Origin of the sequence: Oceanicola sp. S124, from assembly GCF_000220565.1 — a bacterium.
Lineage (GTDB): Bacteria > Pseudomonadota > Alphaproteobacteria > Rhodobacterales > Rhodobacteraceae > Pseudooceanicola.
This window is the reverse complement of sequence record NZ_AFPM01000031.1, coordinates 1-15,045: the sequence shown is the minus strand read 5'-3', so window position 1 is coordinate 15,045 and position 15,045 is coordinate 1. Positions and strand designations below refer to the sequence as shown.

Annotated in this window: 13 protein-coding genes; 4 read left to right on the top strand and 9 right to left on the bottom strand. The window is 67.9% G+C overall.

Annotation, left to right across the window (positions count from 1 at the left end; translation table 11 throughout):
* Nucleotides 1-377 precede the first annotated feature (377 nt).
* Nucleotides 378-1,202, top strand: coding sequence for an IclR family transcriptional regulator domain-containing protein (locus tag OS124_RS0102600; RefSeq protein WP_010137753.1), 825 nt, complete (start codon nucleotides 378-380; stop codon nucleotides 1,200-1,202).
* 91 nt (nucleotides 1,203-1,293) lie between these two features.
* Here OS124_RS0102600 and OS124_RS0102595 read toward each other — a convergent pair whose 3' ends face one another.
* From OS124_RS0102595 to OS124_RS0102565, 7 genes are read right to left on the bottom strand one after another with little or no spacing between them, the layout of a single operon-like run.
* Nucleotides 1,294-2,292 (bottom strand): ABC transporter ATP-binding protein, encoded by a 999-nt coding sequence (locus tag OS124_RS0102595; protein ID WP_010137752.1) that lies wholly within the window; start codon nucleotides 2,290-2,292, stop codon nucleotides 1,294-1,296.
* Nucleotides 2,285-3,274 (bottom strand): ABC transporter ATP-binding protein, encoded by a 990-nt coding sequence (locus tag OS124_RS0102590; protein ID WP_010137751.1) that lies wholly within the window; start codon nucleotides 3,272-3,274, stop codon nucleotides 2,285-2,287. Before OS124_RS0102590 ends, OS124_RS0102595 begins: the two co-directional genes overlap by 8 nt.
* Nucleotides 3,271-4,536: a DUF1116 domain-containing protein gene (locus OS124_RS0102585; protein ID WP_010137750.1), complete on the bottom strand. Its 1,266-nt coding sequence runs from the start codon at nucleotides 4,534-4,536 to the stop codon at nucleotides 3,271-3,273. The genes OS124_RS0102590 and OS124_RS0102585 overlap by 4 nt, the downstream gene beginning before the upstream one ends.
* Nucleotide 4,537: 1 nt before the next feature.
* A complete protein-coding gene (locus OS124_RS0102580) occupies nucleotides 4,538-5,791 on the bottom strand; it encodes a DUF1116 domain-containing protein (protein ID WP_010137749.1) in 1,254 nt (417 codons plus the stop codon).
* Nucleotides 5,792-5,806: 15 nt separating this feature from the next.
* A complete protein-coding gene (locus tag OS124_RS27240; RefSeq protein WP_010137748.1) occupies nucleotides 5,807-5,980 on the bottom strand; it encodes a hypothetical protein in 174 nt (57 codons plus the stop codon).
* Nucleotides 5,973-7,508: an acyl-CoA synthetase FdrA gene (gene fdrA, locus OS124_RS0102570; RefSeq protein ID WP_010137746.1), complete on the bottom strand. Its 1,536-nt coding sequence runs from the start codon at nucleotides 7,506-7,508 to the stop codon at nucleotides 5,973-5,975. The genes OS124_RS27240 and fdrA overlap by 8 nt, the downstream gene beginning before the upstream one ends.
* Nucleotides 7,509-7,511: 3 nt before the next feature.
* Nucleotides 7,512-9,029, bottom strand: coding sequence for an ABC transporter substrate-binding protein (locus OS124_RS0102565; protein WP_040606557.1), 1,518 nt, complete (start codon nucleotides 9,027-9,029; stop codon nucleotides 7,512-7,514).
* A 188-nt stretch (nucleotides 9,030-9,217) separates the two neighbouring features.
* Between OS124_RS0102565 and OS124_RS0102560 the strand changes: the two genes are divergently transcribed.
* Nucleotides 9,218-10,627 carry an amidohydrolase gene (locus tag OS124_RS0102560; protein WP_168161426.1) on the top strand — a complete coding sequence of 470 codons (1,410 nt, stop codon included), beginning with the start codon at nucleotides 9,218-9,220 and terminating at the stop codon, nucleotides 10,625-10,627.
* Between the two features lie 290 nt (nucleotides 10,628-10,917).
* On the opposite strand, the gene trpA is transcribed toward OS124_RS0102560, so the two are convergent.
* Together trpA and OS124_RS0102550 are read right to left on the bottom strand one after the other, a co-directional pair.
* The gene (gene trpA, locus OS124_RS0102555) at nucleotides 10,918-11,709 is read right to left on the bottom strand and encodes a tryptophan synthase subunit alpha (protein WP_010137743.1); all 792 of its coding nucleotides are present in this window, start codon (nucleotides 11,707-11,709) and stop codon (nucleotides 10,918-10,920) included.
* An 88-nt stretch (nucleotides 11,710-11,797) separates the two neighbouring features.
* Complete coding sequence (locus OS124_RS0102550) at nucleotides 11,798-12,598, bottom strand: nucleotidyltransferase domain-containing protein (RefSeq protein ID WP_010137742.1); 801 nt, start codon at nucleotides 12,596-12,598, stop codon at nucleotides 11,798-11,800.
* 216 nt (nucleotides 12,599-12,814) lie between these two features.
* Here OS124_RS0102550 and ettA point away from each other — a divergent pair, with 216 nt between their 5' ends.
* Both ettA and OS124_RS0102540 read left to right on the top strand, forming a co-directional pair.
* Nucleotides 12,815-14,470, top strand: coding sequence for an energy-dependent translational throttle protein EttA (gene ettA / locus OS124_RS0102545; RefSeq protein ID WP_010137741.1), 1,656 nt, complete (start codon nucleotides 12,815-12,817; stop codon nucleotides 14,468-14,470).
* A gap of 282 nt (nucleotides 14,471-14,752) precedes the next feature.
* Entirely contained in the window at nucleotides 14,753-14,959 is a 207-nt protein-coding gene (locus OS124_RS0102540) for a cold-shock protein (RefSeq protein ID WP_010137740.1), read from the top strand.
* Nucleotides 14,960-15,045: the final 86 nt, after the last annotated feature.

Here is a 15,045-nt window from a genome sequence, read left to right as displayed (position 1 = left end):
ATCCGGCGGGGAATGCCACCCCGCCGCTATGTTCACATGATGCACACTAGTTTTCTATGTGCAACATGCTATCCCTGCCGGGATGCGTGAATCAGGGGGGCTGCCCGGTCCGCAGGCGCTGTCGGCGCCGCCCGGGGAGGGGCGGGCGCCGCAGGGGCCTGAGGGGGCGCTCCCAGCCGCGCGACGGCTCGGACGGGCGTTCTTTCGGCATGTCGCCCGACGGGGGCTGCCGTGGCCCGCGCGTCCGCCGCTGGCGCCTTGCGAAAAGGCCTTTGTTTCGCGTATCCCGGTCCCTGACCAGAGCTTCGGCAGCCAGGGCAGGGCCGGGTCGCCCAAGACCGGCCGGCTCAGCCGTGCCGCCCCGAAGAAAGAGATTGATGGCCGTGACCCAGACCGACGACGACCAGACCGCTGGCACCAGGACCGCAGCAGCCCAGCCGAAGGAGGCCCGGACCAAGCCGCTTGTCGGCTCGCTTGTCCATGGGCTGAGCATCATCATGGCCTTCGACAAGTCCGACCCCGAGATGACCCTGACGCAGGTCGCCGAGAAGACCGGCATGGATCGCGCGGGCGCCCGGCGCTACCTGCTGACGCTGGCCTCTCTGGGGTTCGTGTCGCAGACCGGGCGGCTGTTCCGGCTGACGCCCAAGGTGATGGACCTCGGCTATGCCTACCTGTCCTCGATGCCGCTGGCCGACAAGGCGCAGTTCTACCTTGACAGGATCCGTGACCGCACCGGCTTTCCCATGGCGCTCGGGGTGCTGGATGGCGATCACATCGTGCACGTGGCCTCGGCCAATACCGACGACCTGCTCTCGCCCGCGCTGACCATCGGGCGGCGCTTCCCGCTAGGCTATTCCTCGGCCGGGCGCAGCATCCTTGCCAATCTCGACGAACCGGCGCGCGAGGCGCTGCTGGCCGAAGTGCGGCTGGTGGCGGCGACCGAGACCGCGCTGACCTCGATCGCCGACCTGCGCAACGAGCTGGCGCGCATCCGGCAGCAGGGCCATGCGCTTGTCGACCAGGAGATGGCGGTCGGCGTGCGCTCTCTGGCCGTGCCGATCCTCGGCGCGAAGGGAGAGGTGGTGGCCAGCTTCAACACCTATACCTTCACCTCGATCGTCTCGCTCGAGCGGCTGCTGGACGAGGCGCTGCCCGAGATGAAGGAAGCGGCGGCCGAGATCGGCCGCACGCTGACCTGATGCAGGCTTGACGGGGGCTGTCGGGACCCAGCGAAAGCCCCCGTCGTCCGGGAACACTTCAGGCCATGTTGCCGGGGGGGCGGCGGGCGGCTCAGGCCGCCGTGGCCAGCCGGTCCGAGAAGTGGCAGGCGGCGAAATGGCCCGGTGTCACGACATCCAGGGTCGGGGGCGACTGGCGGCAGATATCCTGCACCAGCGGGCAGCGGTTGCAGAACCGGCAGCCCTTGTGAACCTCCATCGGGCTGGCCAGCTCTCCCTTGATCCCTTCCAGCGTCGGCTTGCCCGCCGCCGTGACCTGCGGCACCGGAACCGACTTCAGCAGGGCGCGGGTATAGGGATGGCGCGGGCTGGCGTAGAGGCTTTCCGAGGGGCCCATCTCGACCACCGCGCCGAGGTACATCACCGCCACCCGGTCCGACATGTGCCGCACCACGGCCATGTCATGCGAGATGAACAGGTAGGTCACCCCGGTGTCGCGCTGAAGGTCCTTCAGCAGGTTGATGATCTGCGCCTGGATCGAGACATCCAGCGCCGAGATGCTCTCGTCCAGCACGATGAAGTCGGGCTCGACAGCGAGGGCGCGGGCGATGCCGACGCGCTGGCGCTGCCCGCCCGAGAACTCGTGCGGGTAGCGCTCCATCGCCTCGGTGCCAAGGCCGACGGTTTCCAGCAGGGCGGCGACGCGGGGCGCGACGGCGCGGCCTTTCGCCAGGCCGTGCACGATCAGGCTTTCGCCCACGATGTCCTTCACCTTCATGCGCGGATTGAGCGACGCATAGGGATCCTGGTGCACGATCTGCATCCGCTTGCGCATCTGGCGCAGCCCGCGCGGCCCGAGCGCCGACAGGTCCTGCCCGTCGAACATCACCCGGCCGCGGGTCGGATCGACCAGCCGCAGGATGGCGCGGCCCGCCGTGGACTTGCCGCAGCCGGATTCGCCGACAAGGCCCATGGTCTCGCCGGGACGGATCTTCAGGGTCAGCCCGTCCACCGCCCGCACCTTGCGCGCGGAGGACTTGCCGAAGCCTTCGCGGCCGATGTCGAAATGCACGTCCAGGTCCTGGACGAAGATCAGCTCTTGCTCAGCCATGGGAGGGGGCTCCTTGCCTCTGGCGATCGGGGCGGAAACAGGCGGCGCGATGGCCGGGCGCAAGGCTGTCCAGCGCCGGACGGTCGGCCGCGCATTGCGGCTCGGCATAGCTGCAACGGGCGCGGAACAGGCAGCCATCCGGGGCCTCGCGCTGGCCCTGCGGCAGGGTGCGCAGCGCGCCGTCCGGGGCCTGGTCGACGCGCGGCATCGAGGCCAGCAGGGCCTCTGTGTAGGGATGGCCGGTGCGGTTGAAGAGCGCCTCTGCCGGGCCCTCCTCGATCTGGGTGCCCGAGTACATGACGATCACCCGGTCGGCCAGCGCGGCGACCACGCCGAGGTCATGGGTGATCCAGATGATCGACAGGCCAAGCCGGGCCTGAAGGTCCTTCACCAGCTCGATGATCTGTGCCTGGATGGTCACGTCCAGCGCCGTCGTCGGCTCGTCCGCGATCAGCAGCTCGGGCTCGCAGATCAGCGCCATGGCGATCATCACCCGCTGACGGATGCCGCCCGAAAGCTGGTGCGGATAGGCCTTCATGCGGGCCTCGGCGGCGGTGATGCCGACGGTTTCCAGCACCTCGATGCCGCGCGCCCAGGCGGCCTTGCGGCTGAGCCCTAGGTGCTGCCGCCCCAGGTCGACCATCTGCCGCCCGACCGAGAGCAGCGGGTTCAGCGCCGTCATCGGATCCTGGAAGATCATGGCGATGCGGCGGCCCCGGATGCGACGCATCTGGCGCGGCCCGTAGCCGGTCAGGTCCTCGCCGTCGAAGACCAGCTGGCCGACGCTGCGCCGCCCCGGTGCGCGCACAAGGTCCAGCAGCCCCAGGACGGCGTTCGACTTGCCCGAGCCGCTCTCGCCGACGATGGCCACGATCTCTCCGCGCGCCACGTCGAAGGAGAGGTTGCGCACCGCGTGGACTGCGCTGCGGCCCTGGCCGAAGGACACGTTCAGATCCCTGAGGGAGAGCAGCGGGCCGGTCATGGGCGCGGCCCGGCGTAGGCGGCGCCGAAGGCGCGCAGCGCCTGTTCGAAGGCGGCCAGCGGCGCCCGGGTCTGGCCCGCGCCGATGACGCCACCCTTCCTGTGGGCGATGGCGGTGTCGATCACCGGGGTGATCTGGGTCTTCACCACCTTGCGGATGTCGATTCCGGCGGGGACACCGGCGAAGTCCATGTTGGGCACCTTGAACTCGGTCAGCTCGCCCTGGCAGATCTCGCCCATGTCGCGCATCAGGCCACAGGCCCGGGCGAAGGAGCCGCCGACGAACTGCTGCAACACGGGCGCTGCCGCCTGCGCGTGCCCGCCCAGGCCCACGGTCTCCATGATCGCGCTGTCGCCGATGTCGGGCACCGCATCGGCGTCGCTGTATTCAGAGCTGAAATAGAGCCCCTCGATCCGGTTCGCAGGCGCGGTGAACCACTGTTCGCCAAGGCCGGAAACCTTGATCCCGAAGTTGACCCCGTTGCGGCAGAGCGTGGTGACGATGGTCGAATGCTCGACCCCCTTCATCGCCTCGGCCATGGCCTTGCCCGCGGCCATCGACAGCACCAGAGAGAACTGCTCGTTCTCGATCAGGTAGGCCAGCGCCTGTTGCAGCAGGTCCGGGTCGTCGCAGGTCTCGCAGAGCGGCAGCATCAGCTGCGTCAGCAGCAGCGCCGAGCCGCCGGAGTTGCGGTTATGGCATTCGTCGCCCATCTGCAGCGCCCGACCGATCATCGGCTTCACCGGAATGCCGCCGGTATGGCGCACGGCAGCGCCCAGCACCGGGCCGAGGACTTCGGTCAGCCAGGTCCAGCGCTTGCGGGCCTCCTGGTTGTAGAGGTCGCGGTCCTGCAGGCCCGAGGCCGGGCCCTGGAACAGCTGTGAATGGCCGGTGACGCCGTTCACCTCGTCGCGCACCACGGCTATGGGCGCGCTGGCCGAGGTGATCCCCGCCATGCCGCCCGTGGCGTTGTAGTCGTGGCAGGGCGCCACGGTGATCTCCCCGGCCAGGATGCGTGCCTCGGCTTCGGCCTCGTCGGTGGCCAGGCCTTCGTGCAGCACGGCCTGCACCACGCCCATCTTCTGCGGGCCGCACATGTCCACCCAGGCAATCGGCGGCCCGGCGTGCAGCACGGTTTCGCGGGTCATCCCCGGCAGGCAGTCGATGGCCAGCTGTACGTCGACCCAGACCGGATTGGCTGAGCGCAGACGCCCGAAGGCCTCGGCATTGGCGGATGCGATCTTTTCGGAAAGGTCAGACATTTCAGCCCTGGACCTTCTCGCCGAAAGCCTTCAGCGCCTTCTGGAAGCAGCCGATGGGCGCGCGGACTTCGCCCGCACCGATCAGACCGCCGTCCTTGTGGGTGATCGCGGTGTCGATATGCGGCGTGATGCCGGTCTTCACCACCTTGCGGATGTCGATCCCCAGGGGCGCCGGGGCAAAGTCCATCGCCGGGATGCGCACATCGGGGTTGGTGCCGATGCAGATCTCGAACATCTCGTTGGTATTGGCAATCGCCTCGGCCAGCGAGCCGTCCACGTATTGCGTCACCGTCGGCGCGCAGGGCTGGATGAAGCCGCCCAGACCCACGGTTTCCGTGATCGAGCTGTCGCCCAGATCCGGCGCGGCGTCCTCGTAGCCCCATTCGGCGCGGAAGAAGAGGCCCTTCACGTCGTTCGCCGGTGCGGTGAACCACTGATCGCCAAGGCCCGAAACCTTGATGCCGAAATCCACCCCGTTGCGCGCCATGGCGGTGACCATGGTGGAATACTCGGTCCCCTCGGCGGGCATCAGCATCGACTTGGCCCCCGCCATGATGGCGTGCAGCAGGAAGTGCTCGCTTTCCACCAGGAACTTGATCGAGGCGCGCACGTCCTCGGTCAGCTCCATCGCCGCCAGATGCGGGTAAAGCTCCTTCAGGAACAGGAAGGTCGAGGCGACCGAGCGGTTGTGGCATTCATCGCCCATCTCGACGGCGCGCGAGATGATGTTCTTCAGGTCGATGGGGCCCGAGGCGGCCAGCGCGGCCTTCAGCACCGGCGCGAAGTGATCCGCCTGCCAGCGCAGGGTGTCGATGACGCCCTGATCGTACCAGCCCCACTTCAGCAGCCGCAGCCCGCCGCCTTCCGAGATACAGGAATAGGCGCGATTTCCGTAGGTCGTGTTCTCGATCACCATCATCGGCGTCGAGGCCGAGGTGATGCCCGCGCCCGCGCCCACGGTGGCGTGGTGATGGCAGGGGGCGGTCTCGATCTCGCCCGACAGCAGCTTCGCTTCGGCCTCTTCGGCGGTGGCCGCCAGCCCCTCGAAGAGTGCGGCGCCGATGACGCCGTTCCTGTGCGGGCCGCACATCTCGGCAAAGGCGATGGCCGGGGCCGAATGCAGGATCAGGTTGGGTTTCATGCCGGGCACCACCTCGATGGCAGGCGCCACGTCCACGATCTGCGGCTTGCCTTGGCGCAGGATGTCGAAGGCTTTTCCGTTGGCCTCTTCGATACGGGTCTTCAGGTCGGTCATCGTCTTGGTCTTTCGTCAGAGCAGGGTGTCGAGGAGGTCCAGCAGGTCGTCGTCCTGCGCGGCGGGCGGGGTCCACTGGACCTGCACCACGGGCACCTCTTGCTGGCGCAGGGCCTCGGCGAAAAGCTCGGCGCCGAGGTTGATCACCGAGAGCGGTGCAGAGAGCAGGGGGTTCGGGGCTTCAGCCATGGATGTCCTCCAGGTAGGCAGCGGCAAGGCGCACGGCCTCGGCGTTGGAACGGGTCACCAGGATGTCCGCAGTTTCCAGCCTGGCGACCTGCGCGGCATGGTCCTGCGGGTCGGCTTCGGTGCCGCAGATGGTGACGATCACTGGCAACTCGCGGCCCGCCTCGGCGGCGCTGGCGCGCGCCTCGGTCAGAGTCCGGGCCAGGCTCTCGGCGGGGTCCTCATGGGCGGCGTAGCCGATCACCAGGTCCAGCAGCAGCAGCGCGACCTCCGGGTCGGCGGCTTCTTTCAGGATGCGCTGGTTGCGCAGGCCCGGGTCGATCATCGGGTGGGGGCGACCGTCGGTATAGTCATCCTCGCCCATGTCGATCACCGTGTGACCGACCGAGGTAAACAGATCCGGCAGCGGTCCGGCGCCTGCGGACAGGTTTGACTGAACTTTCAGCTCTTTCAGCCCCAGCAGGGCCTCGTAGCAAAGCGTCCCACCGGCATAGAGCCCGCGCAGGTACTTTTGGCCGCCGGTGCGCTTGGCCCTGGCGGCGGCCAGATAGGTCTCGGCCTCTTCCTCCGACAGGGCGGGCAACTCGTCATTGGCGCCGATCAGGCGGGCGGCAGCCAGAGCGGTCTCGGCCAGCGTATCGGTGAAGGTCACGTTGCCCTCGGTGCCGGTGCGCCCAAGGCCAAGGAAGTTGATCACCACAGGTTTTCCCACCGCGCGGCAGGCGGCGACGACCTTTTCGGCCACTTCCGCCGAGGGCGGCTTCGAGGTGATCGCGATGACCTCGGTCCCCGGGTCAGCGGCCAGCAGATCCAGCGCCTGCAACATCGTCGCGCCGCCGATCTCGGCCTTCAGGTCGCGGCCCCCGGTGCCGATGGCATGGCTGAGGCCAGCGCCCAGCCAGTCCAGCAGGGACGTGATCTCCTGCGTGCCGGTGCCCGAGGCGCCGATCACGCCGACCTTGCCGGGGCGCACCTTGTTGGCAAAGCCGAGGCAGGCGCCGCCGATGATCGCGGTGCCGCAGTCGGGGCCCATCACCAGCCGGTTCTTTTCAGCGGCCAGCTCCTTCAGCCGGCGCTCGTCCTCAAGCGCGACGTTGTCGGAGAACAGGAAGACGTTCAGCCCCAGTTCCAGCGCCCGTTTGGCCTCGCGGTAGGCATGTTCGCCGGGCACCGAGATCGCCACGACATTGGCGCCGGGGGTGGCTGCCTGGGCCGCATCCAGAGTGCGGGGCAGGGCGACACCTGCAGCACCGCCGGGCTTCTGCGCCAGGCTGTCCTCGGCCAGTTCCAGCGCGGTGGCGGCATTGGCCTCGCAATCGGCGATCAGCGCGATGATCAGATCGTCCGCCCTTGCGGCCTCGGCCTCACCCGACAGCAGCCCGGCATTGCCAAGGATCTTCTTGTTGTTCGGCGTCGCCATCATCACCATGGCCTCGGTGACGCCGGGGGATTTACGGATCGCTTCCGAGACCCGCATCAGGCGGACAGAGTCATGATATTCGCGGGCGCGGATCAGGATACGTTCAGCCATGGCTCAGACCTCCACCATGTCGGTGTCGTTGAACAGCGGGTAGGCCCCGATGGCATCGAAACTCATCCCGGTAACTTCCTTGCGGGTGACAACCAGGTTGGTGTTGCAATGCAGCGGTACGGCCAGCGCGGCCTTCATCACCTCGACCTGAACCTTCTCGAACAGCGGCACGTAGTCCGCGGGCTCAAGCGCGGTTTCGGCCCGGTCGATCAGCGCGTCGATTTCGGGGAAGTCCTGCGGGCCGCGCTTGGACCAGCCATAGGCCCCGGGGCCGGACTGGCGCGAGTGGTAGACGAAGCTCAGCAGCTGCGAGGACGAGGCATATTTGCCCTGCGGGATCAGGTTGTGATCGCCCGCCATCCCGGCGGCGATCCACGCGGGTGGGCTGCACAGTTCGACCCTCACCCCGATGCCAAGGGGGGCCAGCTGGCGGGTCACGATCTGGCCGAACTCGGGGTAGAAGTTGACCGGCAGCGCGTAGAAGGTGACCGAAAGCGGCTCTGCGTCGCGGTAGCGGATACCGTCTTCGGCCATCAGCCACCCGGCCTCGTCCAGCAGGGCGTTCGCGCGGGCGGGGTCATGGGGGTACATGCCCTCGACCTCCTTCGCGTAGCCCAGGGTGAATTGCGAGACTGGCGAATGGGCGCGCTCGAACTCGCCCTGGAAGACCTCGGCGACCAGCGCGTCGACGTCCAGCCCGTGGCTGATCGCCTGGCGCACGGCCATGCTGTCGGTCGGGGTCTTGTGGATGTTCATCATCAGCGAGACCGGCACACCGCGAATGGGCCAGGTCGCGACCTCGAAGCGGCCATCGGCGCGCAGGCGGGCGCAGTCGCCGGGGTTGGTGGCGAAGATCGCATCGACCTCGCCGGCCTCCAGCGCGGCCGAGCGCGCGGCGTCACCGGGCAGGAAGCGGAACAGGATCTCGTCCAGCAGCGGCGCGCCCTTGTTGTTGGCGGTGTCCGGCGCCCAGGCATAGGCGGGGTTCTTCTTGATCACCAGGCAGTCACCTGCCTCCCAGCGGTCGAAGATGAAGGGGCCGGTGCCGACGACATGGCGGCGGATGCCCTCTCCCATCTCGGCAATGGCCTTGGGCGACATCGGCGCCAGCCAGCCCTGGCTGAGCGCATCCATCAGCAGCGCATAGGGCTGATCGAGGTGGATCTCGAGCACATGCGGGGCGGTGACCCGGGCCTCGCGGTAGCTGCCCAGAAGCGAGCCCGCCAGCTGCGACTTGTTGGCCGGATCACGTGCCCGGTCCAGCGAGGCCTTCATGGCCGCCGCATCGAAGGGCGTGCCGTCGTGGAAGGTCACATCCTCGCGCAGGTGGAAGGTATAGGTGCACTGGTCGTCCGAAATCTGCCAGCGCGCGGCAAGGCCCGGCAGGTAGGCACCCTCGGGTGTTTTCACCACGAGCGTGTCGAAACAGCCATTGGTCATTTGCAGCGCCAACTCGGCCGCGCCAAGGTGGGGATCGATGTTGGAAGGCTCGTAGTGGACGCCGATTCTAAGTTGTTTCACGCTTTCCTTCCTCGCGACCGTAGTTCATATTGTAAACATGTGTGCGTATTTGGAACATTCCGGCCTGCTGATGCAAGGGGAAACTCGGGCCGCGGGCGGCTTTGCGCGCCCGGCAGTGGTCGCGTGCCCGAAAGCGTGGCAGGCCTGCGGGCCGGGCCATGCAACGGGGCGGGGAAGGGCAATCGATCATGACTGAGAGACAGGTGTCGCCGCTGCCCGAGGCGGCGCGCAACCGGGTGCTGGCCCATGCGGCGGCACAATCCGGGGTGATGAACGGATTGGCGCAGGCGCTCTGGCAGCGGCCCGAGCTGGGCTACCTCGAGCAGGAAAGCTCGGCCGCCCTGGCCGCGGCCTGCGAAGCGGCGGGCTTTGCGGTGACACGCGGCGTTGCGGATCTGCCGACTGCCTTCGTTGCAAGGCGCCGGCGTGGGGACGGGCCGGTGATCGGGCTGCTGGCCGAGATGGATGCGCTGCCGGGCTTCAGCCAGGATGCCAGCCCGCGCCGCAGCCCGATCCCGGGGCAGTCGAACGGGCATGCCTGCGGTCACCACCTTTTCGGCGCGGCCTCGGTCGGGGCGGCGCTGGCACTGGCCGCCTGGCAGGACGAGACCGGCACCGGCGGAGAGATCCGCCTCTACGGCTGTCCGGCGGAAGAGGGCGGGGCGGGCAAGGTCTACATGGCGCGGGCCGGGCTGTTCGACGATCTGGACATCGCGCTGCACTGGCACCCGGATGATTGCAACACGGTCTGGCAGAGCCGGTCGCTGGCCTCGATCGGGGCGCGGGTGCGCTTTCACGGGCGCACGGCCCATGCGGCGCAGTCGCCCGAGCAGGGGCGCTCGGCGCTGCACGGTCTGGAGGCCTTCCACCACATGGCAGCGCTGCTGCGCGAGGTGGTGCCCCAGGGCAGCCATATCCACTATGTCACCCTGCAGGGCGGCCTGGCACCGAACGTGATCCCGGATTTCGCCGAAAGCCACGTCAATGTCCGCCATCCCGACCCGCGCATCGCCGCCGAGATATTCGCCCGGCTGGAAGCGGCGGCAGAGGGCGCGGCGCTCGGAACCGGGACACGGGCCGAGGTCGTGCGACTTGGCGCGGTGCATTCGATCCTGCCCAATGCCACCGTCGGCGCGGTAATGCAGGCCAACATGGCGGTGCTGCCCCGGATCAGATGGAGCGACGAGGAACGCGCCTGGGCGGAGGAATTGCAGCAGAGTTTCGACACCCCGCCGCCGCTGGAGCGGATCGGGCAGCTGGATCCCTACCGGTTCGACCTGCAGGGGGCGTTTTCCTCGGACGTGGGGGATGTCAGCTGGATCGCGCCGACCGGGGCGCTTGGCACGGCAACCTGGGTGCCGGGAACGCGGCCCCACACCTGGCAGGCGGTGGCGGCGGGCGGCATGTCGATCGGCTGGAAGGGCATGCAGGCGGCGGCCGAGGGGCTGGCGGTGTCTGCGGCGCAGTTCCTCTCCGATCCGGCGCTGGTCGCCGCGGCGCGGAAGGACCACCGGGCCGCACGGGGCGAGGGCTATCGCTATCGCGCCCTGGTCGGCGAGGCGCCGCCGCCGCTGGATTACCAGCGCGACCACGGCTAGCGGGTGCAGGTGGGTTGCCACCCACCCTACGCGGCTGCGCGCGTCCTGCAGGGATCAGGGGGCGGCGCCTGCGCCAGGCGTAGGGTGGATGCAATCCACCGCTGCTGGCGCCGATCACACTGCGCCGGCCCCTGACACGGGGGCGACAGGCGCGGCAATGCGGTCGTCGGGGGCTGGCGCGGGCCGGAGGGATCAGACGTGGGGATCAGACGCGGGGATCTGGTCCGAAGACGGTCGGGCCCCAGGGATCAGGCCCGAAGGATCAGGCCCAAAGCATCAGGCCCAAAGCATCAGGCGCTGTGCGCACCGTCGGCGAGGCTCTTGACGAAGGCGAGGATCTCTTCCACCGGCTGGCCCGCCGCGATCTGGCTGACGATGGCCGAGCCGACCACGCTGCCATCCGCCACCGCGGCCACTTCGCGGGCCTTGGCGGGGGTGTTGATGCCGAAGCCGACGATCACCGGCAGGTCGGTCTGTGCCTTGATCCGTGCGACCTCGGGCGCCACCATCTCGGCCGAGGCCTCGGCAGAGCCGGTAATCCCGGTGATCGAGACGTAGTAGACGAAGCCCGAGGTGTTCTGCAGCACCTTCGGCAGGCGCTTGTCGTCGGTGGTCGGCGTGGCGAGGCGAATGAAGTTCAGACCCGCCGCCTGAGCCGGGATGCAAAGCTCGTCATCCTCTTCGGGCGGCAGGTCGACCACGATCAGCCCGTCGATCCCGGCCTCTTTCGCCTCGGCCAGAAAGCGGTCGACGCCGCGCGAATAGATCGGGTTGTAGTAGCCCATCATGACGATCGGGGTGCTGTCGTCCCCGGCCCGGAAGGCGCGCACCATGTCCAGCAGCTTGTCCAGGTTCATGCCCGCTTCCAGCGCCCGCTGGCCGGCCAGCTGCACGGTGGGGCCATCTGCCATGGGGTCGGTGAAGGGCAGGCCCAGTTCGATCACGTCGACCCCGGCGCCGGGCAGCCCCTTCATCACCTCGAGCGAGCGCGCCGGGTCCGGATCTCCGGCCATGATATAGGCCACGAAACCCTTGGTTCCGGTGGCTTTCAGGCTGGCAAACTTGGCGTCGATCCGGCTCATTCTCTTCCCCTTCGCTGGTCGCAACGGGTTTGGCGGAAAATCCCTGCCCGTGCAAGGCCGCAGCGGCCGGAACCGGCGTGTCGAAGGCTCAGGGGCGCCGCAGCAGCCCAGCGCGCTCAAGCCGCTGCCAGGTGGCCTCTTCGAAGGCGGCGGGCCAGGGCACGCCGCGCTCTGCCGCCAGTGCCCGGGCGCGGGGCAGGAAGGCCGCCGCGATGGCCTCATGTGCCGCGACCAGCGAGGCCAGTTCGGGTGCGGGCAGTGGCAGAGCCGCCAGCTCGGCCTGCTGCGCGGGCGAGATCAGCCGGTTCAGATGCAGCGCGCCGCCGCGATCCGGTGCCCCGGTCTCTTCGACCATCAGGTCGATCAGCTGGCCACGCAGCAGGAACCAGCCGGTGACCCCGTTGAGGTACTCCTGCCGCCCCGCCACAAGGTGCAGCAGGCCCAGCACCCGGATGAATTCGTCGATCAGATAGGCCAGCCGGGCCGGCGGCATGTCGCGCGCCGGTCCGCCGCCCTCGGGCAGGCTGTCGAGGATGCCGTCGCGGTCGATCAGCGCCCGCAGCGCGGCCCGGCTCTGGCCCCCCAGCTGGTCGGGTTTCAGCAGCACGGCGTCAAGCCGGGTCCAGTCGGCGGTGATCGCGTTGATCAGCGCCGGGCGCACGATCCGGTCACGCCAGAGCACGATTTCGCCGCAGCCTGCCACCGCCTCGCGGAAGATCTCGGCCATGGCGTCGCTGGCCCCCTCGGGGCTGACGATGAGGAAATCGAGGTCGCTGTAGTTGTCCGCGCGCCCGTTGCCATGGCTGCCCGAGAGGAAGAGGCCCCGGATGCGGTCGTCCCCGGCAAGCGCCCCGGTGATGGCCTCGATCTGTTGCTGCTGGTCCGGCATGCGGGTCTCCTCCCTGCCCGGGCCGAAGGCTAGGCCGCGGGCGGCGCGTGGTCAAATGGCGCATCGGCTGCCAATTGCCCGGGGCAGGACCTGAGGCGGGGCGCCGGCAGGCCACCGGGGCAAATGTCGCAAGGCTCCGCCATCCTGATTGCTACCTCCCCCCGCTTTCTGTATCCACGCCGCCAAAGCCTTTTCACCCAGTTCAGGGAGAGCCTCATGGCCGCCTACCAGTATGTCTACCACATGTCCGGCGTCTCGAAGACCTATCCGGGCGGCAAGAAGTGTTTCGAGAACATCCACCTGAACTTCCTGCCCGGCGTGAAGATCGGCGTCGTCGGCGTCAACGGCGCCGGTAAATCCACCCTGCTGAAGATCATGGCCGGCTGGGACAAGGACTTTCAGGGCGAGGCCTGGCATGCCGAGGGCGCCAAGGTCGGCTACCTGCCGCAGGAGCCCGAGCTGGACCCGAACCTGGACGTGCGCGGCAACGTGATGCTGGGCGTGGCGCCGAAGAAGGCGATCCTCGACCGCTACAACGAGCTGGCGATGAACTACTCCGACGAGACCGCCGAGGAGATGGCCAAGCTGCAGGACGAGATCGACGCCCAGAACCTCTGGGATCTCGACGCGCAGATCGACATTTCGATGGAGGCCCTGCGCTGCCCGCCGGACGATGCCGATGTGACCAAGCTGTCCGGCGGTGAAAAGCGCCGCGTCGCGCTCTGCAAGCTGCTGCTGGAAGCGCCCGACATGCTGCTGCTGGACGAACCGACCAACCACCTGGACGCGGAAACCATCGCCTGGCTGCAGAACCACCTGATCGAATACAAGGGCACGATCCTCTGCGTCACCCACGACCGCTACTTCCTGGATGACATCACCGGCTGGATCCTGGAACTCGACCGTGGCCGCGGCATCCCCTACGAGGGCAACTACTCGTCCTGGCTGGAGCAGAAGGCCAAGCGGCTGGAACAGGAAGCCCGCGAGGACAAGTCCAAGCAGAAGACCCTGGCCCGCGAACTGGAATGGATGCGCCAGGGCGCCAAGGCCCGTCAGGCCAAGTCCAAGGCGCGGATCAACGCCTACAACGACCTCGCCAACCAGTCCGAGCGCGAGAAGCTGGCCAATGCCCAGATCGTCATTCCGAACGGCCCGCGCCTTGGCTCGAAGGTGATCGAGGTCACCGGGCTGAAGAAGGCCATGGGCGACAAGCTGCTGGTCGAGGACCTCTCCTTCGCGCTGCCGCCGGGCGGCATCGTCGGCGTCATCGGCCCGAACGGCGCCGGCAAGACCACCCTCTTCCGCATGCTGACCGGCCAGGAACAGCCCGACGAGGGCACGGTGGAATTCGGCGACACGGTCAAGCTGTCCTATGTCGATCAGTCCCGCGACGACCTGAACCCGAACGAGAACGTCTGGGAGGCCATCGCCGACGGCCAGGACATCATCAAGCTGGGCGATGCCGAGGTGAATGCGCGGGCCTATTGCTCGGCCTTCAACTTCAAGGGCGGCGACCAGCAGAAGAAGGTCTCGCTGCTGTCGGGCGGTGAGCGCAACCGCGTCCACATGGCCCGCCTGCTGCGCTCGGGCGGCAACGTGCTGCTGCTCGACGAACCGACCAACGACCTCGACGTGGAAACCCTCCGCGCCCTGGAAGACGCGCTGGTCGACTTCGCCGGCTGCGCCGTGGTGATCAGCCACGACCGTTTCTTCCTCGACCGGATCTGCACCCATATCCTGGCCTTCGAGGGCGATGCCCATGTCGAATGGTTCGAAGGCAACTTCGAGGATTACGAGGAAGACAAGAAGCGTCGCCTCGGGCCTGATGCGCTGGAACCGAAGCGGATCAAGTACAAGAAATTCGCCCGTTAGGCCGGTCGGGGGCGCCCTGCGCCCCCTTCCGCCGAGGCGCGAACAGCTAGACTTAGCGGGTCGTTTGCGCAGCCGGGCCAAATGGTGTGGCTGGCAAGCACGACCAAAGACCCCTGTGGAAAGTCTCTTTTCGCAAGGAAACGGATCTGCGATAATGGGCTCGCTAAGCGACCTCTATCGATACCCTGTTTCTCTACCCGGCGACAGTCTCGACTAGACGAAACTGAGGCCACGCCGCCGCAATGACGCGGGCGGTTTGACGACAAACAGGAGATACGGTTCATGGCTACCGGCACCGTAAAATGGTTCAACACCACCAAGGGCTACGGCTTCATCGCCCCCGAGGGTGGCAGCAAGGACGTCTTCGTCCACATTTCCGCCGTCGAACGCGCAGGTCTGACCGGCCTGAAAGATGGCGCCAAGATCAGCTTCGAGATCGAGACCGGCCGCAACGGTCGCGAATCCGCAACGGATCTCGCCCTGCTCTGAGCCCGTCCGGGCACCGCTTCGGAGCCTTCGGGCTCCGAAGTCCTCTTCTCCGGGCCCTCATCCTTCGCGGGCCCTCACCTTTGTGC

Coding starts and splice junctions, on each gene's coding strand:
- OS124_RS0102600 (WP_010137753.1), top strand. CDS start 378: ATGGCCGTGACCCAGACCGACGACGACCAGACCGCTGGCACCAGGACC.
- OS124_RS0102595 (WP_010137752.1), bottom strand. CDS start 2,292: ATGGCTGAGCAAGAGCTGATCTTCGTCCAGGACCTGGACGTGCATTTC.
- OS124_RS0102590 (WP_010137751.1), bottom strand. CDS start 3,274: ATGACCGGCCCGCTGCTCTCCCTCAGGGATCTGAACGTGTCCTTCGGC.
- OS124_RS0102585 (WP_010137750.1), bottom strand. CDS start 4,536: ATGTCTGACCTTTCCGAAAAGATCGCATCCGCCAATGCCGAGGCCTTC.
- OS124_RS0102580 (WP_010137749.1), bottom strand. CDS start 5,791: ATGACCGACCTGAAGACCCGTATCGAAGAGGCCAACGGAAAAGCCTTC.
- OS124_RS27240 (WP_010137748.1), bottom strand. CDS start 5,980: ATGGCTGAAGCCCCGAACCCCCTGCTCTCTGCACCGCTCTCGGTGATC.
- fdrA (WP_010137746.1), bottom strand. CDS start 7,508: ATGGCTGAACGTATCCTGATCCGCGCCCGCGAATATCATGACTCTGTC.
- OS124_RS0102560 (WP_168161426.1), top strand. CDS start 9,218: ATGACTGAGAGACAGGTGTCGCCGCTGCCCGAGGCGGCGCGCAACCGG.
- trpA (WP_010137743.1), bottom strand. CDS start 11,709: ATGAGCCGGATCGACGCCAAGTTTGCCAGCCTGAAAGCCACCGGAACC.
- OS124_RS0102550 (WP_010137742.1), bottom strand. CDS start 12,598: ATGCCGGACCAGCAGCAACAGATCGAGGCCATCACCGGGGCGCTTGCC.
- ettA (WP_010137741.1), top strand. CDS start 12,815: ATGGCCGCCTACCAGTATGTCTACCACATGTCCGGCGTCTCGAAGACC.
- OS124_RS0102540 (WP_010137740.1), top strand. CDS start 14,753: ATGGCTACCGGCACCGTAAAATGGTTCAACACCACCAAGGGCTACGGC.